General features: G+C 71.4%; 25 protein-coding genes. 12 read left to right on the plus strand and 13 right to left on the minus strand.

Features of this window, described 5'->3' with window-relative positions; translation table 11 throughout:
* Positions 1-84: 84 nt before the first annotated feature.
* The 3 genes from AB0H78_RS01875 to AB0H78_RS01885 all read right to left on the minus strand — a co-directional run bounded on the left by AB0H78_RS01875 (position 85) and on the right by AB0H78_RS01885 (position 3049).
* Entirely contained in the window at positions 85-387 is a 303-nt protein-coding gene (locus AB0H78_RS01875) for a hypothetical protein (RefSeq protein ID WP_363232222.1), read from the minus strand.
* A 73-nt stretch (positions 388-460) separates the two neighbouring features.
* On the minus strand, positions 461-2587 hold the full coding sequence (locus AB0H78_RS01880; RefSeq protein ID WP_363232223.1) for a VCBS repeat-containing protein: 2127 nt from the start codon (positions 2585-2587) through the stop codon (positions 461-463).
* 192 nt (positions 2588-2779) lie between these two features.
* On the minus strand, positions 2780-3049 hold the full coding sequence (locus AB0H78_RS01885; RefSeq protein WP_363232224.1) for a hypothetical protein: 270 nt from the start codon (positions 3047-3049) through the stop codon (positions 2780-2782).
* A 61-nt stretch (positions 3050-3110) separates the two neighbouring features.
* On the opposite strand from AB0H78_RS01885, the gene AB0H78_RS01890 reads away from it, so the two are divergent.
* Both AB0H78_RS01890 and AB0H78_RS01895 read left to right on the plus strand, forming a co-directional pair.
* A complete protein-coding gene (locus tag AB0H78_RS01890; RefSeq protein ID WP_363232225.1) occupies positions 3111-3701 on the plus strand; it encodes an acetate uptake transporter in 591 nt (196 codons plus the stop codon).
* 47 nt (positions 3702-3748) lie between these two features.
* Positions 3749-4840 carry a magnesium and cobalt transport protein CorA gene (locus tag AB0H78_RS01895; RefSeq protein WP_363232226.1) on the plus strand — a complete coding sequence of 364 codons (1092 nt, stop codon included), beginning with the start codon at positions 3749-3751 and terminating at the stop codon, positions 4838-4840.
* 12 nt (positions 4841-4852) lie between these two features.
* On the opposite strand, the gene AB0H78_RS01900 is transcribed toward AB0H78_RS01895, so the two are convergent.
* A complete protein-coding gene (locus AB0H78_RS01900; RefSeq protein ID WP_363232227.1) occupies positions 4853-5416 on the minus strand; it encodes a GNAT family N-acetyltransferase in 564 nt (187 codons plus the stop codon).
* A 120-nt stretch (positions 5417-5536) separates the two neighbouring features.
* Between AB0H78_RS01900 and AB0H78_RS01905 the strand changes: the two genes are divergently transcribed.
* A complete protein-coding gene (locus tag AB0H78_RS01905; RefSeq protein ID WP_363232228.1) occupies positions 5537-6814 on the plus strand; it encodes a hypothetical protein in 1278 nt (425 codons plus the stop codon).
* Positions 6815-6818: 4 nt separating this feature from the next.
* On the opposite strand, the gene AB0H78_RS01910 is transcribed toward AB0H78_RS01905, so the two are convergent.
* Both AB0H78_RS01910 and AB0H78_RS01915 read right to left on the minus strand, forming a co-directional pair.
* Positions 6819-7877, minus strand: a complete 1059-nt coding sequence (locus tag AB0H78_RS01910; RefSeq protein WP_363232229.1) for a MerR family transcriptional regulator — start codon at positions 7875-7877, stop codon at positions 6819-6821.
* A gap of 88 nt (positions 7878-7965) precedes the next feature.
* Positions 7966-8361 carry a hypothetical protein gene (locus AB0H78_RS01915; protein WP_363232230.1) on the minus strand — a complete coding sequence of 132 codons (396 nt, stop codon included), beginning with the start codon at positions 8359-8361 and terminating at the stop codon, positions 7966-7968.
* A gap of 127 nt (positions 8362-8488) precedes the next feature.
* On the opposite strand from AB0H78_RS01915, the gene AB0H78_RS01920 reads away from it, so the two are divergent.
* The 5 genes from AB0H78_RS01920 to AB0H78_RS01940 all read left to right on the plus strand — a co-directional run bounded on the left by AB0H78_RS01920 (position 8489) and on the right by AB0H78_RS01940 (position 13503).
* On the plus strand, positions 8489-9373 hold the full coding sequence (locus AB0H78_RS01920) for a hypothetical protein (RefSeq protein ID WP_363232231.1): 885 nt from the start codon (positions 8489-8491) through the stop codon (positions 9371-9373).
* A gap of 75 nt (positions 9374-9448) precedes the next feature.
* Entirely contained in the window at positions 9449-9967 is a 519-nt protein-coding gene (locus tag AB0H78_RS01925) for a hypothetical protein (RefSeq protein WP_363232232.1), read from the plus strand.
* Entirely contained in the window at positions 9964-10440 is a 477-nt protein-coding gene (locus AB0H78_RS01930) for a hypothetical protein (protein ID WP_363232233.1), read from the plus strand. Before AB0H78_RS01925 ends, AB0H78_RS01930 begins: the two co-directional genes overlap by 4 nt.
* Positions 10441-10535: 95 nt before the next feature.
* Positions 10536-11567 carry an endonuclease/exonuclease/phosphatase family protein gene (locus AB0H78_RS01935; protein ID WP_363232234.1) on the plus strand — a complete coding sequence of 344 codons (1032 nt, stop codon included), beginning with the start codon at positions 10536-10538 and terminating at the stop codon, positions 11565-11567.
* A 10-nt stretch (positions 11568-11577) separates the two neighbouring features.
* Entirely contained in the window at positions 11578-13503 is a 1926-nt protein-coding gene (locus tag AB0H78_RS01940; RefSeq protein WP_363232235.1) for an FUSC family protein, read from the plus strand.
* 6 nt (positions 13504-13509) lie between these two features.
* On the opposite strand, the gene snpA is transcribed toward AB0H78_RS01940, so the two are convergent.
* Complete coding sequence (gene snpA, locus AB0H78_RS01945; RefSeq protein ID WP_363232236.1) at positions 13510-14160, minus strand: snapalysin; 651 nt, start codon at positions 14158-14160, stop codon at positions 13510-13512.
* A gap of 176 nt (positions 14161-14336) precedes the next feature.
* Between snpA and AB0H78_RS01950 the strand changes: the two genes are divergently transcribed.
* Positions 14337-15290 carry a LysR family transcriptional regulator gene (locus tag AB0H78_RS01950; protein ID WP_363232237.1) on the plus strand — a complete coding sequence of 318 codons (954 nt, stop codon included), beginning with the start codon at positions 14337-14339 and terminating at the stop codon, positions 15288-15290.
* On the opposite strand, the gene AB0H78_RS01955 is transcribed toward AB0H78_RS01950, so the two are convergent.
* Positions 15250-17727, minus strand: coding sequence for an FtsX-like permease family protein (locus tag AB0H78_RS01955; RefSeq protein WP_363232239.1), 2478 nt, complete (start codon positions 17725-17727; stop codon positions 15250-15252). The two genes, AB0H78_RS01950 and AB0H78_RS01955, sit on opposite strands and share 41 nt — an antisense overlap.
* A gap of 108 nt (positions 17728-17835) precedes the next feature.
* Here AB0H78_RS01955 and AB0H78_RS01960 point away from each other — a divergent pair, with 108 nt between their 5' ends.
* From AB0H78_RS01960 to metG, 3 genes are all read left to right on the plus strand, one after another.
* Positions 17836-18123 carry a barstar family protein gene (locus tag AB0H78_RS01960; protein ID WP_363232240.1) on the plus strand — a complete coding sequence of 96 codons (288 nt, stop codon included), beginning with the start codon at positions 17836-17838 and terminating at the stop codon, positions 18121-18123.
* Between the two features lie 140 nt (positions 18124-18263).
* Positions 18264-19628 (plus strand): VWA domain-containing protein, encoded by a 1365-nt coding sequence (locus AB0H78_RS01965; protein ID WP_363232241.1) that lies wholly within the window; start codon positions 18264-18266, stop codon positions 19626-19628.
* A 93-nt stretch (positions 19629-19721) separates the two neighbouring features.
* Complete coding sequence (gene metG, locus AB0H78_RS01970) at positions 19722-21329, plus strand: methionine--tRNA ligase (RefSeq protein WP_363232242.1); 1608 nt, start codon at positions 19722-19724, stop codon at positions 21327-21329.
* Positions 21330-21391: 62 nt separating this feature from the next.
* Here metG and AB0H78_RS01975 read toward each other — a convergent pair whose 3' ends face one another.
* From AB0H78_RS01975 to AB0H78_RS01995, 5 genes are all read right to left on the minus strand, one after another.
* Positions 21392-21661 (minus strand): DUF1905 domain-containing protein, encoded by a 270-nt coding sequence (locus AB0H78_RS01975; protein WP_363232243.1) that lies wholly within the window; start codon positions 21659-21661, stop codon positions 21392-21394.
* A gap of 77 nt (positions 21662-21738) precedes the next feature.
* Positions 21739-22491 (minus strand): L,D-transpeptidase family protein, encoded by a 753-nt coding sequence (locus tag AB0H78_RS01980; RefSeq protein ID WP_363232244.1) that lies wholly within the window; start codon positions 22489-22491, stop codon positions 21739-21741.
* Positions 22488-23189, minus strand: a complete 702-nt coding sequence (locus AB0H78_RS01985) for a hypothetical protein (protein ID WP_363232245.1) — start codon at positions 23187-23189, stop codon at positions 22488-22490. Before AB0H78_RS01985 ends, AB0H78_RS01980 begins: the two co-directional genes overlap by 4 nt.
* Positions 23182-23682 (minus strand): SigE family RNA polymerase sigma factor, encoded by a 501-nt coding sequence (locus AB0H78_RS01990; protein ID WP_363232246.1) that lies wholly within the window; start codon positions 23680-23682, stop codon positions 23182-23184. The genes AB0H78_RS01985 and AB0H78_RS01990 overlap by 8 nt, the downstream gene beginning before the upstream one ends.
* A 141-nt stretch (positions 23683-23823) precedes the next feature.
* Complete coding sequence (locus AB0H78_RS01995) at positions 23824-24795, minus strand: intradiol ring-cleavage dioxygenase (RefSeq protein ID WP_363232247.1); 972 nt, start codon at positions 24793-24795, stop codon at positions 23824-23826.
* Positions 24796-24854: the final 59 nt, after the last annotated feature.

Genomic DNA, 24854 nt, shown 5'->3' on the forward strand with positions numbered 1-24854 from the left:
GGAGAGGGGGGTGGGAGTGGGGGGCGCGGGCTGGTGGGTGCGCTGCGCGCGGTGGCGGGTTTCGCGGATGTCGGGGTCAGGGATCTACGACGCTGCGCGGAGCGGGGCGCGGCCGGTGGCGAACGGCCAGTAGTGCCACACCAGCCTCTTCGTCCGGCACGCCGTCTCTCCGGCGTACCAGATCGCGCCCTGCAGGAAGGGGTCCATGCGTCCGGCGTGGATGTCCGCCTCGCTGCCGTAACGGGAGCGCACCAGCTCCTCCAGAAGATCCAGCGACCCTGGCGTGAAGTCCCAGCGGTCCGCCGCCCGCGTCTCCTCCGCCCAGGCACCGAATCCGGCCGCGCGCTCGTCCAGCCAGGCCTGCAGCTGCCCTGGCTCTGCACTCATGCGCACCACCCTAGAACGAAGAAAGGGCCGGACCGCCTTGAAACGGTGGTCCGGCCCTTGCCTGCGCTGTCGGCTAGCTGATGCTGCGGAAGGACTTCCAGCCGCTGCCGATCTTCACGCCGGAGCCGATGGTGCCCGCGCCCGTGCCCGCGTAGCGGTAGAGGTCGCCGGCGGTCGTACGGCCGAGGATGTCGTCCTTGCCGTCGCCGGTGAGGTCGCCGATGCCGACGAAGTCGGCCATGCTGCCCCAGCCGTTGCCGATCTTCACGCCCGAGCCGACGGTTCCCTTGCCGGTGCCGTAGTACCGGTAGAGGTCGCCGTTGGCGGTACGGGCGACGAGGTCTGCGGCCTTGTCGCCGTTGAGGTCGCCGGCGCCGACGATGGTCAGGCCCGTCCAGCCGTTGCCGATCTTGCCGGTACGGGTGAGACCGCCCGCCTTGGTGCCCGCGTAGAGGTAGAGGTCACCGGTTGCGGTCTGCCGGGCCACCAGGTCGGGCAGTCCGTCACCGGTGAAGTCGCCCGAGTAGGTGAGTCCGTCGTAGCCCTGCCAACCCGTGCCGATCCGGGTGGAGGGGGCGTCGGGGGACACAGGCTTGGAGCGCACGGGGGTGTAGCGGTACAGATCACCCGCCGTGTCGGTCACGAGCGTGTCGTTCGTCCCGTCACCGTTCAGATCTCCGAAGGGGATGACGGTGGACGTGTCCGGCCAGGTTCCGCCGTCGGCCTTCGCGGACACGACACCGGAGGCTTTGCCCTGGTAGACGACGAGGGAGCCGTCGGTTCCACGTGCGTACAGGTCGGGGAAGCCGTCATTGCCCACGTAGTCACGGCGCTTGGACGGAGTGGCGGGATCCCGGGACCCGGTGGCCGTCGCCCACACCTGCTGGACGGCTGTGTCGCCCTCGGTAGCGGTATTCCGGTTCCAGACGGCGAAGGCCCGGCCGTCATTGCCGCTTGCGCTGAAGCCCTTGCGGTCGGCATCGGTGCGGCCGACGAGCACGGGCGACGTCCAACTGCCGCCGAGAGCACGGTGGGAGGACGTCAGCTGCCCCTCGCTATTGGTCCACAGGAGCGTGACCGTGCCGTCGGCACCGATGCTCGGCGACCAGACCTGGTTCACCGCGGACTCGGCCAGGTTCTGCGTCGCCGACCAGGTCCCGGATGCCGATCGGGTGGCGGTGCTGAGGCTTGACGTGGAAGTGCCTTGCCACGCCATCGTCACTTCGCCGTTCTGGTCGAGCACCGGCGCACCGCTGTCATCCGGGTACGAGCCGGCTGGAGTCGTCTCGGGTGCGCCCCACTGCTCGCTGCCCGCAGGACGGTACGAGAAGCTGTAGTCGTCGCCGAGGCTGGAGGGATTCGACCAGCTCAGCAGGGTTGCGCCGGAGACGGACGATTGGAGCGTCACACGGGACAGAAGCCCCGACTTCTTGACCTCGACGGGCGCACTCCACGTGTCGCTGCCTGGGGCCCGGCTCACCACGGTCAGCGCGTTGTAGTCCCAGGCAATGGTCGCCCTGCCGTCGCCCGCGACAGTGACCGCCAACTCCAGAACGGGGTCATCGGCGAGCTTGACGGGCGCCGACCAGGCGGCGCCGGGTGCGGTGCGCTCGAAGACGTATGTCCCCTTCGGCACAGCACCCTCGCCGTAGGTGGACCAGACCGCGACAAGGCTGCCGCCGGGGCCACTCGCCGCCGCGAGCAGACCGGGCGAGTCCACGCCCGGGATCTCCCCGTCGACTGTCCATGCGGCGGCACCGGCTGCGAGCGACGCCGTGCTGTAGGTGTAACCGGACGAACCGTAGAGCTCCCAGGCCACGGTCGCCGAGCCGTCCTTGCCGACGGTCAGGTCGACGTCGTACACACCACTGTTCTGCGTGTCGTCCACGCGGACCGGAGCGTTCCAGGCGGTGGCGTCGGCCGGGCGGGTGGCGGACCACAGTTCCTCCCGGTCCTTGCCCAGGGTACGAACCCACACCATGACGGCAGTGCCGTCCGTAGTGGTCTTCACGTCCTTGACGGAGTTGGCCTCTCCCGCCTTCGTCAGCGGTGCGGGCGTGTCCCACAGCCGCTCTCCGGCCGTGGCCGCAGCTGCCGACGACGCGGTGACGAGGGCGGTGGCGGCTCCCGCACCCACGGCGCCCAGGGTCAGAGTCGGTATGAGTGCCGCCGAGATGAACCTGATCTTGCTCTTGCGCAACAAAGAATCTCCCCAGATCTATGCCCATGGCGTGTGAGGCGGGGAGACGATGCGCGCGGCGCGAATCGTCCTGTGAAGTGAAATCGTGCGGCCCCCCGGCCTGCGCTCCCCCCTGACACACGCAACTCTACGACCGTATCAACGACCACTGACAGCGCTTTCTTCCCCTGCCGCCTCACGAGGCAACACGCCTTAGCCGAAAGGGCTGTTGGGGAGCGATCCGTCGTCCGTGCTGTCGCCGAGGATCACCGCGTACGCGATCAGGGCGAGGAAGGGGAAGACGATCACGTCCACCCACATCCAGGTCCGCGCGCCGACCGCCAGCGGCCAGACGATCGCCGCCGCGTAGAGCACCGCCGCGATCGCCAGGAAGACCGCCGTCGCCGGGCGGATGCGGCGCGGGGGCTTCTTCGGCTTGGCGGGGTGGCCCTTGGGGCCGCCCGTGCGGGGCTGTGGCTTCATGCGGCGATCGTACGAGGCGTCATGCCCTGCGGGCCGGGGCCCGGGGTGAGAGCATCCCTTTATGGACAATTCGGAAGATAAGGGCGCTGCGGCCCCGCCCCTCGCGAACCCCGCCCCGCTCGGCCTCGCCGCCTTCGCCCTCACCACCTTCTGTCTGTCCATGTTCAACTCCGGCGTGATCGGCGACTCCGCCCTCGAAGCGGAGGTGCTGCCGCTCGCGCTGTTCTACGGGGGGCTCGCGCAGTTCGCCGCCGGGCTGCTGGAGTTCAAGCGCGGCAACACCTTCGGGCTGACCGCCTTCACCTCGTACGGGGCCTTCTGGATGGCCTTCGCGGGGTACGTGAAGTTCGTCGTCCCCGGGCTCGACCCGGCGCACACGCATGTCGCCACCGGGCTCTTCCTCATCGCCTGGTTCATCTTCACCCTGTACATGACCGTGGCCGCGACCACGCTCGACAAGGCCACCCTCGCCGTCTTCGCGGCACTGACCCTCACCTTCCTCTTCCTCGCGCTGGGCGCGTTCTGCGAGAGCACCGCCCTCACCCGCATCGGCGGCTGGCTCGGCCTGCTCACCGCGTTCCTCGCCTGGTACGCGTCCTTCGCGGGCGTCGTCAACGAGACCCGCGGCCGCAAGATCATCCCTGTCGGCTGACGCCCCCGCCCCGACACCGCGGGGCCGCCCGGTGGCACACTGCCCGGATGCCGCTCATCAGCAATCTCCGCCGCGTGATGCGCCGGGCGTACCACCGCACGGTCGACCTCAGCCACCCCGCGCGCTCGCCCCTGGGCAGCGCGGTCGTCAACTGTGTCGTCTACCAGGACGGCGAGCGGCAGCCCGGCGACTGCCCCGCCGAGGAGGCGATACGGCGCGTGCGCAAGGCCGGCCAGGGGTTCGTCTGGATCGGGCTGCACGAGCCCGAGGAGGCCGAACTCACCGACCTCGCCGAGCTGTTCGGGCTGCACCCGCTGTCGGTCGAAGATGCGCTGCGGCCGCACCCCCGGCCCAAGATCGACTCGTACGACGGGACGCTCTTCGCCGTCTTCAAGACCGTCGGGTACGTGGAGCACGAGCAGCTGACCACCAGCAGCGAGGTCGTCGACACCGGGGAGGTCGTCGTCTTCGCGGGGGCCGATTTCGTGATCACCGTGCGGCGCGGGCGCCACGGGTCGCTCGGCCCGCTGCGCGAAGGGCTCGAAGCCTCGCCCGAGCAGCTCGCGAAGGGGCCCGCCGCCGTCCTGCACGCCATCGCCGACCTCGTCATCGAGGGGTACGCGGACGTCGCGGACGCCGTCCAGGACGACATCGACGGGGTCGAGACCGCGGTCTTCGCGCAGGCCGCCGGGCGCACCGCCGACGCGGGCAGCATCTACCAGCTCAAGCGCGAACTCATGGAGTTCAAGCGGGCGGTGGCCCCGCTCGACCGGCCGCTGCAGAAGATCGTCTCGCAGCCGATGCCGCTGATCGGCCCCGACATCCAGGCGTACTTCCGCGACATCGCGGGGCGTCTCGCGCGCATCACCGAGCAGCTCGCGTCGTACGACGCGCTGCTCGATTCCATACTCCAGGCGCATCTGGCCCAGGTGACCGTCGCGCAGAACGAGGACATGCGGAAGATCACCGCCTGGGCCTCGATCGTCGCCGTGCCGACCATGGTGTGCGGGGTGTACGGCATGAACTTCGACCACATGCCGGAGACGCACTGGAAGTACGGCTATGCCATGGTGCTGGTCCTGATCGCCGTGTCGTGCTTCGTCATCCACCGGGGATTCCGGCGCAACGGCTGGCTGTAGACGGCCCGTTGCTCAGGCCGCGTGCGCCACCGGCCGGCTCCATGCCTCGTACAGCAGCGGGACCTGCGTCCCCTGCCCATCGGGCTGTACGTCGCCGAACCGCGCCCAGCCCCACTCCCGCAGCGCGCTGCGCACCGGCACGTTCGCCGGTTCCACCAGGGCCGCGACCAGCGTCGCCCTGGTGCGGATCAGCAGCTGGTCGACGAGGCGCGTGGCGATCTTGCGGCGCCGGAAGGCGGGCAGCACCATCAGCTCCGCGAGGACGAAGACATGGCCCGAGGCGGTCGACTCCTCTATGCCCGGCGGGAGTCCGCCCCTGAAGCCGTGCCAGATCTCGCCGTCGCGCTCCAGTACGTACCCATAGGCGCAGCCCGCGAGATCGTGCCCGTCGGCGACCATCATGTCGAAGCCCGGGCGCTGCATGTCCTCGGCGAACCGCCGCAGGAACGCCTGCCGGTCGTGGTACTCCTCACCCGGTGCCCGCCGGTACGCCTCGACGTACGTATCGGCGACGGCCTCCCGCTGCTGTTCCGCCTGCCAGCGGGTCAGCCGCCGCATGAAGACCTCTGCTGCCATGGGTCCCTCCCCCTCGTTCCTCTCCCATCGTCGCAGTGCGATGCGAGCAGGGATAGGTGGCAGCATCCGTACGGCGTGCTCCGGCGTGCGGGAGGCGCGCCGATGCCGTCCCCTGGGGACATGACGGCGAACAACGAGGCAGAAGACACCGAGCTGGTACGGCTGCGGGCCAGGGTCGCCGAGCTGGAGCGGCCGAAGCAGCCCCGCCACCGGGTGCGCTCGGCCTTCGCCGTCGTCCTGATCCTGATCGCCGCGGTCCTCACGCCCCTCGCGGCGGTCGCCGTCTGGACGAGCGACGAGATCGGCGACACGGACCGCTATGTGGCGACGATGGCGCCGCTCGCGTCCAATCCGGACATCCAGGCCGGCGTGAGCAACCGGGTCACCACCGCCGTCATGGAGCAGATCGACGTCAACGATCTGCTCGCCGAGGTGGCGCCCGACGACCGGCCCAAGCTCGACATCCTCATTAAGCAGGTGGGCAAGCCGCTCACCTCCGGGCTGACGAACTTCGTCCACAGCATTGTGGAGAGGTTCGTGTCGAGCGATGCCTTCGCCACGATCTGGACCGCGCTCAACCGGGCCGCGCACAAGGCCGTCGACAAGGCCCTGACCAGCGACAAGGGCAACAAGGTCACCATCGACCTGGCGCCGGTGATCGACCAGGTCAAGGACCGGCTGGTCGACAACGGGCTCGGCCTCGCCTCGAAGATCCCCGAGGTGCACACGAGCTTCACCGTCGTGGACTCGGACGCGGTGGGCAAGGCCCGCACCGGGTTCAGGCTGCTGCAGATCGCGGGGGTCTGGCTGCCCGTGCTGGCCGTGCTGCTCGCCGTGGGCGGGGTGCTTCTCGCTGTACGGAAGCGGCGTGCGGCGATCACCGCCGCGCTGCTGGTGGGGGGTGGTGCGCTGGTCCTGGGGCTCGGTCTGGTGATCGGCCGCTCCATCTATCTCGACAAGCTCCCCGACACGGTCTCCGAGCCCGCCGCCGCCGCGATCTTCGACACCGTGGTGCAGTTCCTGCGTACGTCGGTGCGCATGGTGGCCGTGCTCGGCGCGGTCGTCGCGCTGGGCGCCTGGCTGACCGGTCCTGGCCGGTGGGCGGTGCGGGCCCGCGAGATGTGGACGGGCGGGATCGGTGCCGTACGCGGTGCGGCCGGTGTGGACACGGGTGCGGCCGGGCGCTGGGTGCGCACCAAGCGGACCTGGCTGAACTGGGGTGTCGTGGCCGTCGCGGTCGTCGTCTTCCTGGTGTGGAGCCGCCCGACCGGGCTCGTCGTGCTGGTGATCGCGCTGCTCACGCTGCTGGCGCTCGCGGTCGTGGAATTCCTGGCCGCGGACCCGGCGGACACGGCGGGACCGGTGGCTCCGCCCGCTGCCGCCGGTCCCGCTGCCTGAGGCGCTACAGGGTGACGACGTCCGCCACCACGCAGGCCACGTTGTCCGGGGCGCCCGCCTCATGTGCCAGCGCGATCAGGGCCCGGACCGTCTCGTCCGGGTCGGTGCTCGCGCCCAGGGTCCGTTCGACGTCCGCGTCCGGGACCACCGTGGAGAGGCCGTCGGAGCACAGGAGGTAGCGGTCGCCGGCCTCGGCGTCGTACAGCTTCAGGTCGGGGGACGGCGGCCCTTCCGTGCCCAACGCCCTGAGCAGCAGCGTGCGTTGGGGGTGGGAGCGGGCTTCGTCCGGTGTGAGCGTGCCCTCGTCGATCATCGCCTGGACCATGGTGTGGTCGTGCGTGATCTGGAAGAGCGCGCCGTCGCGCAGGACGTACGCCCTGCTGTCCCCGATGTGGACCAGGGCCAGCTGTGAGCCGGTCCAGAGCATCGCGGTGAGGGTGGTGCCGGAGTCCTGGAGGCCCGCCGCCTCGCGGTGCGCGGCGTCCACCGCGTCGCCCAGCGCGTTGAGGAGGTCCCCGGCGCGGATGACCTTCGCCCCGGCCGCCTCCAGCACCTTGAGCGCGTTGACGGCTGCCTCGCCGGCGGTGGTTCCGCCGCTGCCGTAGCCGTCGGCCACGGCCAGCAGGCGCGATCCCGCGTAGGCCGTGTCCTGGTTCGACGCGCGGACCAGGCCGGCATCGGTGAGGGCCGCGTAGCGGATCCCCAGGGTCGGTGCAGTGCTCATGTCGGTTTCCTTCCCGATCAGTTGATCGATGAGGAAGGTCGCCAGGTCACGTCTGGCCTCCGTCTCGGCCTCCACCTGCGCCCAGTACGCCCGCACCAGATCGGCCGCGTCCGACGCGTCCGCGTCGCACACCTCGCCGATCCGGGCCAGCGGCATCCCGATCCGCCGCAGCCAGGCGACCAGCCTGGCGCGCTCCAGCTGCGCCGCCGTGTAGTAGCGGTAGCCGGTGTACGGGTCGGTGCGGGCGGGCGGGAGCAGGCCGAGCTCGTCGTAGCGTCGCAGCGCCTTCGCGGACAGCCGCGATGCGCGGGCGAACGCCCCGATGGTCAGCAGCTCCATGGCTTCCCTCCTCCGTCCCCGCCGATGCTGGGGCTTCCCCCGGGAGGAAGGTCAACCTACAAGCACGCCCGCTGCCCGCCCTGTGCGGTCAGTCCTCGCGCGTGTAGAAGATGTAGAACATCGCCGCCGCTGCCGCCGCGCCGAGCGCCGCTCCCAGCCCGACCGAGCGCAGGATGCTGGCCCCGGTCTGTGCGTACAGGAAGCCGAGCGCACAGCCGACGAGCACCCCGTAGGCGCCTGCGCGCAGCTCGCGCGGGAGGCGGTCCTGGAAGAGGTAGAGCAGTACGGACAGGATCGTGAGGGAGCCGCCCGCGATGAAGCCGACCGCGATCTGGCCTCCGGTGACGGGGCCTCCGTCGCGGAGGTTGAACGCGGCCCAGAAGCCGTAGGCCGCTCCGAGGATCACGAAGATCGGCCAGGCCACCGCGCCCGCGTGCGGGTCGACGCGCTGTCGCCGTGGCGGTACCGCCGCATGTGCAGCCATGGGTGGGGTCCCTTCCGCTCGCCCCCTCACTCCAGGGCACACCCGCGGGCGGCGTACGGCAACTCGGACGGAGTACGGACAGGGCGCCCGGCTCGCGCCCGTCACCGCGGGGCACTCCCCTGGAGGGATGCGCCGCCTCCTCTCCGCTGCCCTGACCGCACTGATCTTTCTGCTCGTTCCGCTGAGCGCGCTCTCGGTCTGGGCGAGCGCGGAGGTCGGCGACACGGACCGCTATGTGGCCGCCATGGCGCCGCTCGCCGGCGACACCGCCGTGCAGAACGCGGTCGCCGACCGGGTCACCGACGAGGTCATGAAGAACATCGACGCCGGGCCGATCCAGTCGGGCGTCCAGGACCTGGTCCGCCAGGCCGTGCTGTCCTTCGCCGGATCCGACGCCTTCCAGACCGCCTGGAACACCGTCAACCGGGTCGCGCACGCCGCCGTCGACAAGGCGCTGAGCAGCGGGAACGGCGACGACGTCGTCATCGATCTGGCGCCGGTGACGGAGCGCGTGAAGCAGGAGCTGACCGACCAGGGTGTGCCGTTCGCGGACAACATCCCCGTCGAGCACACCGAGGTCACCGTCATGACCTCGGACAAGCTCGGCGAGCTGCGCGACAGCTACCGCTGGCTGCGGATCGCCGGGGTCTGGCTGCCGGTGCTCACGCTCGTGCTGGCGGCGCTCGCCGTGCTCGTCGCGGGCGCGGGACGCCGCCGACGGGCGGTGACCTGGCTGGGCGTCGCGACCGCGCTGGGCGCCGTACTGCTGCTCGTCGGTGTCGCCGTCGCCCGGCCGCTCGCGCTGGACGACCTGCCCGCTGACGTGGACCGGGCGGCGGCCGGAGCGGTGTACGACGCGCTGACCGCGTTCCTGCGGACGGCGGGGTGGGTGACGCTGGCGCTCGGGGTCGCCGTGGTGCTCGCGGCGTGGCTCACCGGCCGGCTGCGGAATCGTACGCAGCCGCCTGGCGAGGCGGTGCGGCCGCCGGACCGGGCTCATCTGACGGCCTAATAAATTCATCCACGTATGCACCGGTACGCGCAGCATGGGGAGGGCACTGCTCGACGCGTCCCAGGAGGGTCCACCATGAGCCAACAGTCAGCGCAGCCGCCCAGCAGTTCCGGTTCGGCGTGGGCCGCGGGCGGAACGGTGTTCGCCGGGGTCCTGATGGTGGTGGAAGGCATCATGGGCTTCCTCCAAGGCCTGGTCGCCATCCACCGCGACGACGTCTACACCCGGGTCGGCGACTACATCTACGCCTTCTCGCTGACCAGCTGGGGCTGGATCCACGTGGTGCTCGGCCTCCTGGTGGCCCTCACCGGTGTCGGCATCCTCCTGGACCAGGAGTGGGCGCGTTTCGTGGGCATCGGGCTTGCCTCGCTGACCATCCTGCTGCAGTTCATGTTCCTGCCGTACCAGCCGCTGTGGGCACTGATCAGCATCGCGATCGGGGTCTTCATCGTCTGGGCGCTCGCCACCGACCAGCCGGTGAAGCCCAGTGCCGGCGCCCCGCAGGCGCCGCAGGCCCCTCCGGCCCCGCCCGCCCCGGACCAGCCCGCCTGGAACCCGCCCACCAAGCCGACCGAGTCAGGACCCCAGGCATGAAGAAGACCGCCCGTACCGCAGGCGCCCTCGCCGTCGCCGCTCTCCTCGCGCTCTCCGCCACCGCCTGCGGCAGCGACGACACCCCGAGCTCCGCCGCCTCCAAGGCCAAGGACGCCGTGGCCAGCGCAACGGCCAAGGCCGGCGAGGCAGTTGCCTCCGCGACCGCCGCCGCGTCGTCGAAGATGGCCGAGATCAAGGACGGCGCCGACGCCAAGGGCGATGTGAAGGCCGGTGACACGAAGACCGACGGCGACCGGTCGACAGTGGAGCTCACCGCGACCAACAGCACCGACAAGACCGCCGACTACACGGTCACGGTCAACTTCAAGGACAAGGGCGGAAATCTGCTCGACGTCACCGTCATGAACATCGACGGCGTCGAAGCGGGCAAGTCCAAGTCCGGTACGGCCCGCAGCAATCGGGACCTCGGCGGCGACGCCACGGCCGAGGTGGGACAGGCTTTGCGTCATTAATGGGCAACCAGGGGACGCCCGGACCCGTCTTTGAGGGAGGATCCGGGCATCTGGTCGGTTGAGCCGAGTGAGGGGTTGGTCGTCCCTTGGACGCTGTGGGCAGTTTGGGGAGACCGGGCACAGCGGACACGGAACTGGACGCGGGCCTGCCGCCCTCGCGGCGGAAGTGGTGGCGGATGCTCCTCGCATGGCTGGCCGGGCTGACCCTGCTCGCGGTCAGCATCGTGGTGGGGTGCCGGGCCGCCGACACCGATGCGGTGACCCCCGTACCGCAGATCCTGGCGTTCCTGCCGTGGCTCCTGGCCCCCACCGGATTCGCCCTGCTGCTCGCCGGTCTCGCCCGGTGGTGGACCGGGGTCGCCTGGGCGGTCCTGGTGCTCGGCGCGCTCGGCTGGTTCCTGCGGCCGTACGGTCCCGGCGCGGGCGCCGTCCAGCCGCGCGGCCCGCTGCTGCGACACGTCAAGGTCCTCACCGCGAACCTGCAGTTCGGGCGGGCCACTGATGGGCTTCTCTCCACCATCCGCAGCGAGAAGCCGGACATCGTGTTCGTCGAGGAGTGCGCCTTCGTCTGCGCGGACGCCCTCGCCACCGATCTGCCGCGCAGCCAGTACCCGTACCGCAACGTGGTGCGCAAGGACGGCTCGGAAGGGTCCGCGATCCTGTCGGCCTTCCCGCTGAAGGACACCGCGACGCTGGAGTCGGAGATGGCCATGCCGGGCGCGGTGGCCGAGATCCACGGGGTCTCCGTACGGCTGCAGCTCGCCCATCCCATGCCGCCGCTGCCCGGCCAGGTGCCGCTCTGGCAGCGCGAGGTGGGCACGGTGCGCGACTTCGCGGCCGCCGCGCCGGACCAGCCCACCATCGTGGCCGGGGACTTCAACGCCTCGCAGGACCATGCCGCGTTCCGTGCCGTGCTCGACGACGGGAAGCTGAACGACAGCGCGCGGCTCGCCGGGAAGTCGCGTACGTGGTCGTGGCCGGCGGAGGACGGGCGGATCCTGCGCACGCAGATCGACCATGTGCTGGTGACCAAGGACTTCCAGGTGCGCGAGGCGCGCTTCGTCACGCTGCCGGGCTCCGACCACCGGGGGCTTGTCGTCCAACTGGAGCTGCACGCCAGGACGTAGTTTGTCGACCATGCTCACTCCCCCCGCGTGGCTGCTCAGAGGCCTGCGACCGCAGCCCGCGCCCATCCCCTGGGCCGCCGTCGTCCGTGCCTCCATCGCCATGGCGGCGCCGCTCGCCGTCGGGCTCGCCACCGGGCAGGTCGTGTACGGGGCGCTCGTCTCGATGGGTGCGCTGTCGGGGGTCATCGGCGACACCGCCGACGCGTACCGGATGCGGATCCTCAACATCGCCGTACCGCAGTGCTTCGGGGCGATCGGGGTCATGGCGGGGACGCAGGTCTTCGGGCACGGGTGGGTCGCCGTCGGCGTGCTGACGCTCATCGCGATGGTCTCCGGAATGATGTCGACCATCGGGGCGGTGGCGTCCGTCTCGGGGCTGCTGCTCCTGCTCAACTCGGTGGTGGGGGCCGGGCTCCCGATGCCGGGGCCCTGGTGGAAGGCGCCGCTGCTGCTGACGCTCGGAGGGGTGCTGGTACTGGTACTGGCCCTGCTGGGGTGGCCGTGGCGGGGGCGGCTGCCGGAGCGGGAGGCGGTCGCGGCGACGTACCGCAGCGTGGCCGCGCTCTTCGCCGCCGCAGGGACGGACGCGTACCCAGAACGCCGCAGGGACGTCACCAAGTCCCTCGACACGGCCTATGACCTCATCCTCGCCAGGCGCACCCGCCAGCACGGGCGCAGCGGTTCGCTGGTGCGCCTGCTCGCCCAGCTCAATGTGGTCATCCCGCTGGTGGAGTCGGCAGCGGCTGCGCATCTGTACGGGAAGGCCTCGCGGCGGCCCGAAATCGCAGCCGCAGTACGGGACTTGGCCTCCGCCGTGTCCGAGGACCGGACCGATGGCACCGTGCCGGAGCTGCCCGAGCCGCAGGGCCCCGCCGACCGTGCGGTCGAGTCGGCGCTGCGGCACGCGGCCGCTGTCGTGCACGACGGCGGTCCCGAGCCGTACGCCGCCGACGACGCGGACCGCCTCGGCCGCCCCGCCGCACTGCGCGTGCGCGCCCGGCGCGCGGCCCGCAACGTCCTGCTGTCGGAGGCCTCCTGGCGGTACGGACTGCGCCTCGCGCTCTGCATCGGGCTCGCCCAGGCCCTGGTGTCGCTGGTCCCGGTACCGCGCTCCTACTGGGTCGCCCTCACCGTGACCTTCGTCCTGAAGCCCGACTTCGGCTCGGTCTTCTCACGGGCGGTGCTGCGCGCGCTGGGCACGGCGGCCGGCCTGGTCGTCGCCGCGGTCGTGCTCGCGGCGGTGCCGCGCGGCTGGTGGGACGTGCCCGTGATGGTGGTGCTCGCCGCGCTCATCCCGGCGTTCTCCGCGAAGGGGTACGCCTTCCAGACCGCCGCCATCACCCCGGTCATCCTGTTGCTCTCCGACCAGCTCAACCAGATGGGGTTCGGCCTGGTCCTGCCCCGGCTGCTCGACAGCCTCATCGGCTGCGCGATCGCGCTCGTCGCCGGATATCTGCTCTGGCCCGAGAGCTGGCACACCCGCATCGGCGACCGGCTCGCGGACGCGGTCGCCGACACCGCGCGCTATGTGGAGTGCGCGTTCACCGCGTCCGTGGACCAGATGGTCCGCGTCAGACTGCGCCGCCGCCTCTACCGCGATCTCTCCGCCGTCCGATCGGAGTTCCAGCGCGCACTGACCGAGCCGCCGCCCACGGGGAGGCGGGCGGCGGCCTGGTGGCCCCTGGTCGTGGCCGTCGAGCGGATCGTGGACGCCACGACGGCAGCCCGGGTCCGCGTCAGTCACGGGGCGCAGGGCCCGCAGCCGTACGAGACGGATGAAATCGCCTCCCAGCTGCGGGAGTTGGCGGAGGGCCTGCGCTCCAGCGAGACCCTGGTGGAGGTGGTCACCCACCTCGGCGGGGACGAGGAAGGGGTCCTCGCCCCGCTGAGGCAGGAGGTCACGGCGGCGCGGGCCATCGCGTCGCCGCAGCCCTGATGTGAGCTACCGCTGCGCGGCCACCGCCTTGTGCAGCGCCTTGGCGAAACCGTTCTGCCAGAGGGAGTCGACGTTCGACCGCTCCTGGGCGTCCGGGTTCGGGTTGGTGCAGGACGGGCCGGGGCCGCCGCCCGACATCAGCTCGCTGCAGGGGCCCTCGTAGTGGTCGGGGAGGCCGAGGACGTGGCCGGTCTCGTGGGCGACGACGCGCGTCGAGCTGTACTCCTGGTTCTGTGCGTAGTCGAGAAAGATGTAGCCGCTGCCGTGGCCGTCGGTGGAGGCGTACGAGCCCTGTGGGTCGTTCCCCTCGCGGTACGAGAAGTCGCCGCCGCCCGAGCCCGACTGGAGCTTGACGTTGGAGACCGATGAGTTCCAGATCTGGGCCGAGGCCGATATCTCGCTCTGGAAGCTCGGCGCCTGGGAGGCGTCGTAGACGACGGTGACGGATGCGGCGCCGGGGTGGGCCGCCTGCTTCTCGGCGACCGACTTCATGACCGCTTCGAAGAAGGCCTTGGTGCCGGCCGATCCGTGGTCGGAGCCGACGAACTGGGCGGCGGTGGCGGTGTGGGGGGCCGCCTGAGCCGGGATCGCCGTGCCGAGAGCCGCGGCGAGACCGAGGCCCATGACTGCGGAGAGTGCGGTGTTGCGGTGCTTCATGTGGGGGGTTTCCTACTCGTCCGGCGAACTGTGTTCGCTTGGGTGAACGGTTCGGTACCGGTGAGTGTGGGGCGCGCGGGACCCGGGTGAATAATGCCGACTGGCGATAACTTCGTTCTATCAGGGGGGATTTGGCCCGCTGGTGCGACTGCTGGGACCGTCCTACGCTCCCGTGCATGGACCTCGAGGTGAGGCACCTCCGCGCCTTGTGCGCCATCGCCGACACCGGCTCCCTGCACAGGGCCGCGCGCACCCTCGGGGTGAGCCAGCCCTCTCTGACCACCCAGCTCCGCCGCATCGAGAACGCCCTCGGCGGCCTGCTCTTCTCCCGGACCCGCACCGGCTGCCACCCCACCCCGCTGGGCCGCTCGGTCCTCACCCGGGCCCGCCCGCTGGTGGCCGAGATGCGGGCGCTGGTGACCGAGGCGCGGTCGGCGGCGGCGCGTGCGGCGGGTCCCCGGCTGCGGATCGGCTCGACGGCGAACCGGGCGATCCCGCTGTGGCTGCGGCGCCTCAGAACCCGTCTCCCCGAGACGGAGACCTCCCTGCACATGGACGTGTCGGCCACCGCCCTGCTGGGGCTGGTGGCGGCCGGGGAGCTCGATGTCGCCTTCGTACACGAGGTGGAGGGCTCTCCGCTGCGGCGGCCGGAGGGTCTGGACGTACGGGTGCTCGTCGAGCGCGAGCCGCAGTACGTGTCCCTCGCGCCGACCCACCCCGCAGCCGCGCACCCGGCCGTCGACCTGGCGGACCTGGCCGGCGACCGGTGGATGGTCGACCCGACGGTGGACGGCGAGGCGGACGGGCTGCGGCGGGTGCTGCAGGCCGCCGGGATCAACCCCCGGATGCTGCACGGCGATTACCTCACCGCCTTCCAGCTGGTGGCCACCGGCGAGGTGGTCGCGCCCTGCCAGCCGACGTCACGCCCGCGCCACGACGTGGTGGTGCGCCCGCTGCTCGGCGATCCCCTTGCCGTACGGCTGATGGTGGCGGGGCGCGCGGGTGCGGTGGATGCCGTACTCGACGTGGCTTACGAGGAGTTGGCGGCGGCGTACGAGGAGGCCTGCACCGAACTGCCCGACCCCGCCCTCACCCCTGCCCCTGCGCCGCCACCACCGGCCGCTCCCTGAGCACCCGCCAGGCCGGGACCAGGCTCGCGCCCAGTGCCAGGACCAGCGCGGATGCGACGACCCCGGCCAGGATCCACACCGGGCCCGAAGGCAGCAGCGAATCGGCGGCCACGTGCGCGAAGGGCACCAGCGTCGATGCCGCGGCCACCATGCCGAGCAGGATCCCGATCGTCGCGACCACCAGCGACTCGATGGTCACCATCCGCAGGATCTGCCCCGACGTCGCCCCGGACAGCCGCTGCAGCCCGAACTCCCTGCGCCGCCCGCGGACCGCCGTCACCAGGCTGTTGACGACGGCGATGGCGGTGTACGCGACGATCATCCCGACCATCAGGTAGTTGATCCACGCCTGGGTCGCGGTGTCCTCGGCGTTCGCGGAGATCAGCGCGTCACGGTCGGCGGCCTGCAACCCGGGCTGCTCGGCGGCGAGTCGGCGCAGCTCGGGGCGGATGTCGGCGCCGGTCTTCGCCCGTACGAGGATCTGCTGCGGCAGCGCGCCCGTGGTGTGCGGGGCGAGCAGCGCGACGGGCAGGAGGGCCGCTTCGCCGTCGTACGTCCCGACGACCCTGACCTGCGCCGTGCTGTTGTCGCCGAGCCGCAGCGTGATGTCCTCGCCGACGCGGTGACCGGTGTCGCGCGGCAGTACCACCGTGTTGCCGCGCAGCTGTGAGGTGTCGGCCGAGGTCAGGCCCGTGCCCCGCGCATCGACGCCCCGCAGCGGCAGCCCGTCCTCGCCGGTCTCGGCGCCGCGGCCGTCCGGCTTCTCGATGAAGCCGGTGCTGGCGACGTACGCGCCGGCCGCCGCGACCCCCGGCAGCGCACGGACCCGCTCCGCGAGGCCGGGGGCGACCGTGCCCGCCGCGGAGGTCAGGACCGCGTCGGCGTGCAGGTCGGCGGTGAACGCCTTCTCGGTGACCGCGGTCTGCGTCGTCTGGAGATAGAGGTTCGCGGTGGCGACCCCGCTGGCCAGCATGATCGGGGTGACGGCGGCGGCCACGGCGAGCGTACGGGCGCGGGAGTTGAGCATCGCGAGATAGCCGCCGGTGCCGGTGAAGGCCCGTACGGGACGGTCCAGGAGGAAGGCGCAGACCTTGGTCAGCGCGGGGGAGATCAGCGCGAGGCCGATGGCGGCGCAGATGACGGTGGGGCCCGCGGTGCTCGCGGCCATGGGCCCGTCCATCACGGTCCAGGTCACGATGGAGAGCGCGCCGGCCCCCGCCAGGAAGAGGAAGGCGAAGATGCCGCGCACCCAGCCGAACCAGCGCTGCTGCACCGCCGCTTCGGCGAGCGCCTCGGTCGGCCTGACCTTGATCGCACGGTGTCCGGCGACGAGACCGGCTCCGACGGCGGTCAGGAGGACGGCGCCTCCCGCGGCGGCGAGCGGGATCCACCCCGAGGCGAACTCCACGTGCCGGGAGGTGATCCCGGCGTCCGCCAGCCGCTCGAAGAGCGCGCTGCCGAGCCACTGACCCGGCAGCCAGGCGAGGAGCGCGGCGCCGATCGCGACGATCAGCGTCTCGATGAGCAGCATGCGGCGCAGCTGGCGCGGGGTGGCCCCGACGGCCCGCATCAGGGCGGTCTCGCGCTGCCGCTGGGCGGCGGAGAGCGCCATGGTGGAAGCGGTGACGAAGAGGGCGACCATCACCGCCATGCCGCCGAAGACGGCGGAGAGCGAGACGAGATCGCTCTTGCCGACGACGGCCTGGGGCTCCTCGGCGAAGCCGCGGTCGTCGCCGGTGAGGAGCTTGGCTCCGGATCCGGTTCCGTCCAGGGCCGGGCCCAGGTCGGCGCCGTCCCGTGCGACGACCGCGAGTGCCGCGATGTGCGCGGGGCCGCCGGCCAGCCGCAGCGCCTGCGCGTCGCTGAAGAAGAGCGCGGGCTCCCGGAGCTCGCCGAGGATCCCGCTGATCTCGTACGGGGCCGAGCCGCCGTGGGCCGCGATCCGGACGCTGTCCCCGACCCGGAGCCCGGCGGTCCTGGCGGCCCCCGCGTCGAGCACGACCTGGCGGTCGCCGGTGGGGGCGTGCCCGGCGCTGAGCCCGTGCGGGGCGAGGGAGGCGGAGGCCCAGGAGTGGCCTTCGGCGTCAACTCCCCCGCGTACGAGCACACTTGCCGGGACGCTCACGTCCTCGACGACCTTCTCGACACCGGCCACGGCCCGCAGCCTGTCCGCGACCCCGGCCCCCACCGGGACCTCCTCGGCCGCGATCGCCTTGTCGCTGTCGTCCTCGCTGCCCGGATGCAGTTCGTAGTCGCGGTCGCCCACGACGACGGCGGACGCGCCCGCGAGCCGCTCGGGCGGCACGTTGTTGCGGATCCCGGTCTCCAGGAGCCCGCCACAGGCCACCACGATCGCCGTACCGAAGAAGAGCGCCACAAAGGTGGCGACGAAGCCGCCCTTGCGGAAGCGCAGCGTGCGCAGAGCCAGTGTCAACATGCCTCCGACGCTACGGAGCGCGGGCGCGTCGCCCCATGGGGTGCGCCGCCGACTTGTAGGGGGGTATACCCCCGATACCCCCGAGCCCACTGGGTACGATCCGCAGCCATGAGCTCCCTCGTGGTGGACCTGCGCCCGCTGCCTCTCGCGTCGCTGGACGACTTCTGGGACGCGGTGGCCGCGCCCTGCGGGCTCCCGGACTGGTTCGGGCGGAACCTCGACGCGTGGTGGGACACGATCGGGACGCGGGGCGTCTCGGAGGTGATCGACGCGCACGAGGTCCTCGTCGTACGGGCCACGCCCACGGGCCTGTTCGCGCCGGGGAACGCGGACGGGGTGCGGCTGGCCGGGGTGTTCGCGGAGACGGACTCGGCGCGGCTGGAACTGGAGCCGTAACCCGGCACCTCAGCCCTAAGCCTGACCCTCCCGATGATCACGGAGCGCGGTCGCTAACCTTACGTGTCCGCCCTGGCCTGGGATCTGCTCCCGCCGGCGCGGACGTAACTCGCACTCGACTCATGCGAAAGGTCTCGCCCATGGGCATTCGGAGCTTGCTGCGCAAGGTGTTTGGACGCGACCAGGGGGAGTACGCCGAGCCGACGGCTGCCGCCGTGGAGCCTGAGCGCGAGGCGCCGGCGGCGCCGACGTCACCTTCCGTTCCGGCGCAGTCGGAGCGCACGCCGACGTCGAAGGCGAAGGCGGCCCCGACGGCGAAGCCCAGCCTCGCGGACGACTTGGTGGCTGCGGCCTTCGACAACCCGGCCCCGTCCACGCGTACGTCGCCGGAGGCCGAGGTCCCGGTGCCGCGTGCGGAGGCGTCAACGCCCGTACCGGAGAAGGAAGTCGCGGCCCCGGTGGCGGACCTCCCCGAACCGCGTACGGAGCCGAAGCCGGAGCCGGTGGCCGAGCCGGAGCCCGAGCCCGCAGCCGAGCCCGAGCCGGTGGCCGCCGCCGAGCCGGAAGCCGAGCCCACCCCCGAGGCGACCCCCGAGCCCGCAGCCGCGGCCAAGCCCAAGGCGGCCGCGAAGCCGAGGGCGGCCCGCAAGCCGAAGGCCGCCCCGGAGCCGAAGGCGACCCCGGAGCCGGTGGCCGCCGCAGAGCCCGAGGCCACCCCCGAGCCCGCCGTGGCAGCCGAAGCCGAAGCCGAGGTGGCCGCCGAGCCCGAGCCCGAGCTCGCCCCCGAGCCCGCAGCCGCGGCCGCCCCCGCCGGGAAGCCCGCCCTCACGCTCGCCAAGGTGAAGGGCAAGGCCCCCGAGCTGGTCACCGCGTACAAGGCGGCCGGCGCGGCGCTCAAGCAGTCCGAGGCGACCGGCGCCCGCGCCACCGTCTACCTGGTCCTGGACCGCTCCTTCTCGATGCGCGCCTTCTACAAGGACGGCAGCGCCCAGGCGCTCGCCGAGCAGACCCTCGGTCTCTCCGCGCACCTCGACCCGAAGGCCACCGTCCCGGTCGTCCTCTTCTCCACGGACATCGACGGGACCGGCGAGCTGACCCTCGACGCGTACGAGAACAAGATCGACGAGCTGCACGCGGAGGCGGGCCGCATGGGCCGCACCAGCTACCACCGCGCGATCGAGGAGATCGTCGCGCTCCACGAGAAGTCCGACGACCCCTCGGCCCCCGCCCTGGTGGTCTTCCAGACGGACGGCCCCCCGGACACCAAGGGCCCGGCGGTCCAGGCCCTCGCGGACGTGGCCGACAAGCCCTTCTTCTGGCAGTTCGTCGCTTTCGGCGAGCACGACGCCAAGGGCTTCGACCTGCTGCGCAAGATCGACGAGGACGAGGCGACGCCGCACGCCGCCTTCTTCCACGCGGGCCCGTCCCCGCGCGAACTGTCGGACGCGGAGGTCTACGAGGGCCTCCTCGCCGCCTTCCCGTCGTGGCTGGCAGCCCGCCCGTAACCGGAGCCGCAACCGGAGCCGCAACCGCCTGATCCACTCGCACCAGCGATAACGGTGTGAGTGGATCACTGGCGGGCCGTTAGGATTTCGACCATGGCGGCCACTGGATCCGAGAAGCAGGGGGCGAAGGCGTTCTACGTCTCGACCCCCATCTATTACGTAAACGACGCTCCTCACCTGGGCCACGCCTACACGACCGTTGCAGGGGACGTGCTCACGCGCTGGCACCGTCAGCGCGGCGAGAAGGTGTGGTACCTCACCGGCACGGACGAGCACGGTCAGAAGATCATGCGCACGGCCGAGGCGAACAACGTCACACCGCAGGAGTGGTGCGACAAGCTCGTCGAGGAAGCATGGAAGCCCCTCTGGGAGCACCTGAACATCGCGAACGACGACTTCATCCGCACGACGGAGAAGCGTCACACGGACCGCGTGCAGGAGTTCGTCCAGGACCTCTACGACAAGGACGAGGTCTACAAGGGCGGCTACGAAGGCCCGTACTGCGTGGGCTGCGAGGAGTACAAGCTCCCCGGCGACCTGATCGAGGCGGAGGACGGCACGAAGCTGTGCCCCGTCCACAAGAAGCCGGTGGAGATCCTCAAGGAGGAGAACTACTTCTTCAAGCTCTCCGCCTACGGCCCGAAGCTCCTTGAGTTCTACGAGGCGAACCCGGGCTTCATCCAGCCGGAGTCGGCCCGCAACGAGGTCGTGAACTTCGTCAAGCAGGGCCTGCAGGACCTCTCGATCTCGCGCTCGACCTTCGACTGGGGCGTCCCGGTCCCGTGGGACGACAAGCACGTCATCTACGTCTGGGTCGACGCGCTCCTGAACTACGCGACGGCGGTCGGCTACGGCGCCAACCAGGAGAAGTTCGACGAGACCTTCCCCGCCAACGTGCACCTGGTCGGCAAGGACATCCTGCGCTTCCACGCGGTGATCTGGCCCGCGATGCTGATGGCGCAGGGCCTGCCGGTCCCCGGCAAGGTCGCGGCCAACGGCTGGCTGATGGTCGGCGGCGAGAAGATGTCGAAGTCGAACCTGACGGGCATCAAGCCGCAGGACCTGACCTCGCACTTCGGCGTGGACGCGTACCGCTGGTACTTCCTGCGTGCCATCGCCTTCGGCGCCGACGGCTCCTTCTCCTGGGAGGACTTCTCGGCCCGCTACACCTCCGAGCTCGCCAACGACTACGGCAACCTGGCCTCCCGGGTCGCCGCGATGGTCGGCAAGTACTTCGGCGGCGCGCTGCCCGCTTCGGCGGCCGACGGCGAGGCGGAGAAGGCGGTCCAGGACGGTCTCGCGAGGGCGGTCGCCTCGGCGGACCGTCTGATCGGCGAGGAGCTGGACTTCCAGGCCGGCATCCTGGCGATCTTCGACTTCGTGAAGCAGGTCAACGGCTACATCACGGAGCAGGAGCCCTGGAAGGTCGCCAAGGACACCTCCGACGAGGGCCAGGCCCGCCTGGCGACGATCCTCTACACGGCGGCCGAGTCGCTGCGAGGCGTGGCGGTCCTGCTGAACTCGATCATGCCCGAGACGTCCCAGGCCCTCTGGGACTCCCTGGGCGCGGAGCCCGTCCTGGGCGCCCTGGCCGCCCAGCCGGTGCAGGACGCGGGCTCGTGGGGCCAGCTCCCCGCGGGTGCGACGGTGACGAAGGGCGCGGTGCTGTTCCCGCGCCTGGAGGAGAAGCCGGCCGCGTAGGTACGGCTACGGAGGGGCCCGGACCGAGCACATCGGTCCGGGCCCCTCCGCGTTCGCCCAGGTCAGTCGGCCAGCCGCTCCTGGAGGACGACCGTCACGGTGTCCCCCTCGCCCTTGCCGATCGCCTTGCGGACCTCGGCCTTCACGGGCAGCTTGTGCGTGCCGTCGCCCAGCGCCATGAACGAGGCGCGGAACGGATGCCCGTCGATCGTCCCCCGGATCTTCACCAGCCCCCGGGTCCCGAAGTACGCGGCCGACTCGGGCCAGACGACATAGGTCCAGCCACCCTTGCTGGGGCTCTTCTGCAGGGTCGCGGTGAATTGCTTGTCCATCCTGGCTTCCTCTCGTCGACAGGTAGGACGGGACCGGCGGCGAAAACTCATCTACCGGTCCGGCCGGCCCCGCTCCGCTAGCGCGCCAGCGACGCCGCGTCCCCCATCACCACGACCGGCCTCTTCGACGGGTCCAGCCAGCGCAGGAGCTCCTTCATCCGGGCCTCCGGCAGCGATACGCAGCCGTGCGTGGGGCCTCCGTGGTCCACGTGGAACCAGACGCCACCCCCTCGGGACGCGCCCATCGGGCGGGTCCAGTCGAGCGGGGTGGTTCCTGGTTTCCGGTTGTAGTCGATGGCCACCACGTAGTCGAAGGCGCCCGCCAGGGACTCCCCGTGGAAGCCGCTGCCGCGCGCCACGAAGGCCGGTCCTGTGTCGTACGGGAGACGGGTGCCCGGGTTGGCCCGGTGGCCGCCCGCGTCGGTGAGGGTGAAGACGCCCGTCGGGGAGTGCAGGTCGCCCGCGTGATGGTCGGCGGTCCAGCCCTTCAGGGCGTTGTGCGCGGGCCAGGGGTCCGAGGCCGGGGACCAGCCGCCGGCCGCGTCGCGTACGTACAGGGTGACCGTGGAGCGGTTGGAGTCGGCGGACTCGCCACTCGTCACCACCACCTGGCGGGCCGACGCCGGGATCAGGTGACGTGTCTTCGGACCCAACGACGGTATGTCGCGCGGCAGTTCGGGCTCGGGGGCCGAGCGGCCCGCGTGGCCCGCCGCGGCGACCTCGGTGGGTCGGGCGGGGGACGCGGGCGCGGGAGGCTGCGCGGCGCAGGCGGCGGTGAGCGCGGTGAGGAGGAGCGCCGTCGCGGTCAGGAACATGGGTCGGTTGTTCATCTTGCTGCTTCCGGGGTGTTGCCGAGGGTCGGCATCTCGGTGGGCGCGGGGAAGACCGCCTGCGCCACGGCGGCACGGACCTCGGCGACCAGCCGGGCGGATCCGGCGGAGACACAGAGGTCGACTTCGACGACCTTGGCGGCGGCCGGGCTGCCGACCAGGCCGTAGTACTCCCTGGTCCCACCGAGGAGCCTGCACGCCTTCGACAGCGTGCTCATGTCGCTGAGAAGGGGTGGGTTCCTGACCTTCTTCTGCAGGCCGCTGTTGATCGCGGTCAGCGTGAGCAGGCCGTTGCCCGACCGCAGGGTGCGGACCGGCAGGGGCTGGGACGCGGCGACGGGCAGACCCCCCGCCGTCCCCGACTGCCAGCCCGCAGGCAGCGGGAGCGCGAGACCGCCCAGGCCGGGGAAGTGCACCGCGCCGTACGCGGGCGTGGGCGGCCGGGTCGGCGGTGCGGCCGGGAGCACAGCCGTCGGGCCGGTGGGCAGCAGCGTGATGGTGAGCGCCACTGCGGCCACGGCGCAAGCTGCCGCTCCCGCGGCCCGGCGGGTGCGACGGCGTGCGACCCGGTTGCGTACCGACATCAACCGGTCGGTCGGCGCCGGGATTTGGGGGACGGTGCGCTCCAGGAGGACGCGCAGCTCGTTCTCGTACGGGTCCTGCTCGTACGGGTCCTGCTCGTACGGATCCTCAGTCATGGAGCTCCTCCACCCTGGCGGGGAGCGCGGCGCGCAGGGTGCGCAGCGCCTTCGACGCCTGGCTCTTGACCGTGCCGGGTGCGCAGCCCAGGGTGGCCGCCGTCTCCTCGACGCTCAGGTCCTCGAAGTAGCGCAGCACGATCACGGCGCGCTGACGGACGGGGAGCGTACGGACCGCGGCGGCCAGGGACTGCTCCAGGTCGACGTCCGCGTACGGGTCGGCAGCCCCGGATCTCTCCGGCAGTTCGCCCGTCGGCACCTCGCCGCGCCAGTGTCTGCGCCACCAGGAGGTGTGCGTGGTGACGAGCACCTTGCGCACATACGCCTCGGGGTGGTCCCGCGCTATGCGTGACCACTTCGGCCACACCTTGGCGAGCGCGGTCTGCAGCAGGTCCTCCGCGAGATGCGCGTCGCCCGTCAGCAGCCAGGCCGTCCGCAGCAGCCGCGGGCCCCGGGCAGCGACAAACTCCTCGAAGTCGCCGCCACTCGTCATGTCCTCGCCGTCCTGTCCGGTCTCCCACGCCTGTGGAACGCGGTGGGGTGCCGTTCAGGTTGCCCGCGATCCGCAGCAGCATGGAAGAAGGCCCCCGGGACCTTTCGGTTCCGGGGGCCGACTCCCATGGGGGGAGCTCCGTCAGGAGGCGGAAGGTGAAGCGGTGGACGTCGTCCAGTCCTCGCCGTCCTGGGTGTCGTCCGGGTCCACGCCCACCGTGATCGAGGCCTGCACGCCCCGGACGATCTTTGCCTTGTCGTAGCGGAGCCTGAGCAGGCCGCCCGTCACGCCGCTCTGGTCGTAGATCGTGTCCTCGGTGAGGGTGGTGCGCTCGGCGGTGTTCGTCGCGTACGGCTCGACCTCTGCGGAGGCGAGGACCGAGGCCTCGTCGAAGAAGAACTGGCCGGTGTGGCAGGTGTGCCCGCCCTCGTAGCCGGCGTCGGTCATCGTGCCGCCGACGTGCACCTTGGTGTGGATGTGCACGGCCCGTCCCCGGTACCAGCCCGGGAAGACGGTCCTGAAGTCGACGAAGCCGTCGCGGTCGGTGAGCCAGGTGCCACGGAGGTAGCGGTTCTCGTCGGTGGGGTCCGTCTTGCCGCCGCCACCGCCACCGGGGCCGCCGGTGGGCGGGGTGCCCGTCGGGGTGTCGGTGGGGGTGCCGCTGGGCGCGTCGGTGGGGGATCCGCTCGGGGGCGTGCCGCCGCCACCGCCACCTCCCTGGGAGGCCTCCTCGTAACCGGAGTAGATGCCGATTGCGTCGCAGTGCCAGATGTCGACGGCCGCGTGCCGCAGCGGCTTGCAGCTCTCCGCGTCGATGACCTTGATGCGGAGGGCGAAGGGGATTCCCTCCTTGTCCTCGGTGATGTTCCTGCGGATCTTGTCGGCGTCGATGTAGTACGGGCCTTCCGTGGTCTCCGCGGTGAGTTTGTAACAGGCCTCACCGGGAGGGTTCTTTCCTTTGTCCTTTCCCTTCGCCGCGGGCTCCTCGGACGCGGATGCGGTGGTGACGATCGCACCGCCGATTCCCACCGCGGCCACGGCCGCCCCGCCTGCGACGATCGCCCGACGTCGCGTCATATCCCTTTTGTGCAGAGGTCCTTGAGCTTCAGTCATGGGCCAGGACGGTAGGGAGCCGAGCTGTCAGGGACATGAGAAAGGGCTGTGGATTGTGA

It is taken from the genome of Streptomyces sp. NPDC050738, assembly GCF_040654175.1.
Taxonomy (GTDB): domain Bacteria; phylum Actinomycetota; class Actinomycetes; order Streptomycetales; family Streptomycetaceae; genus Streptomyces.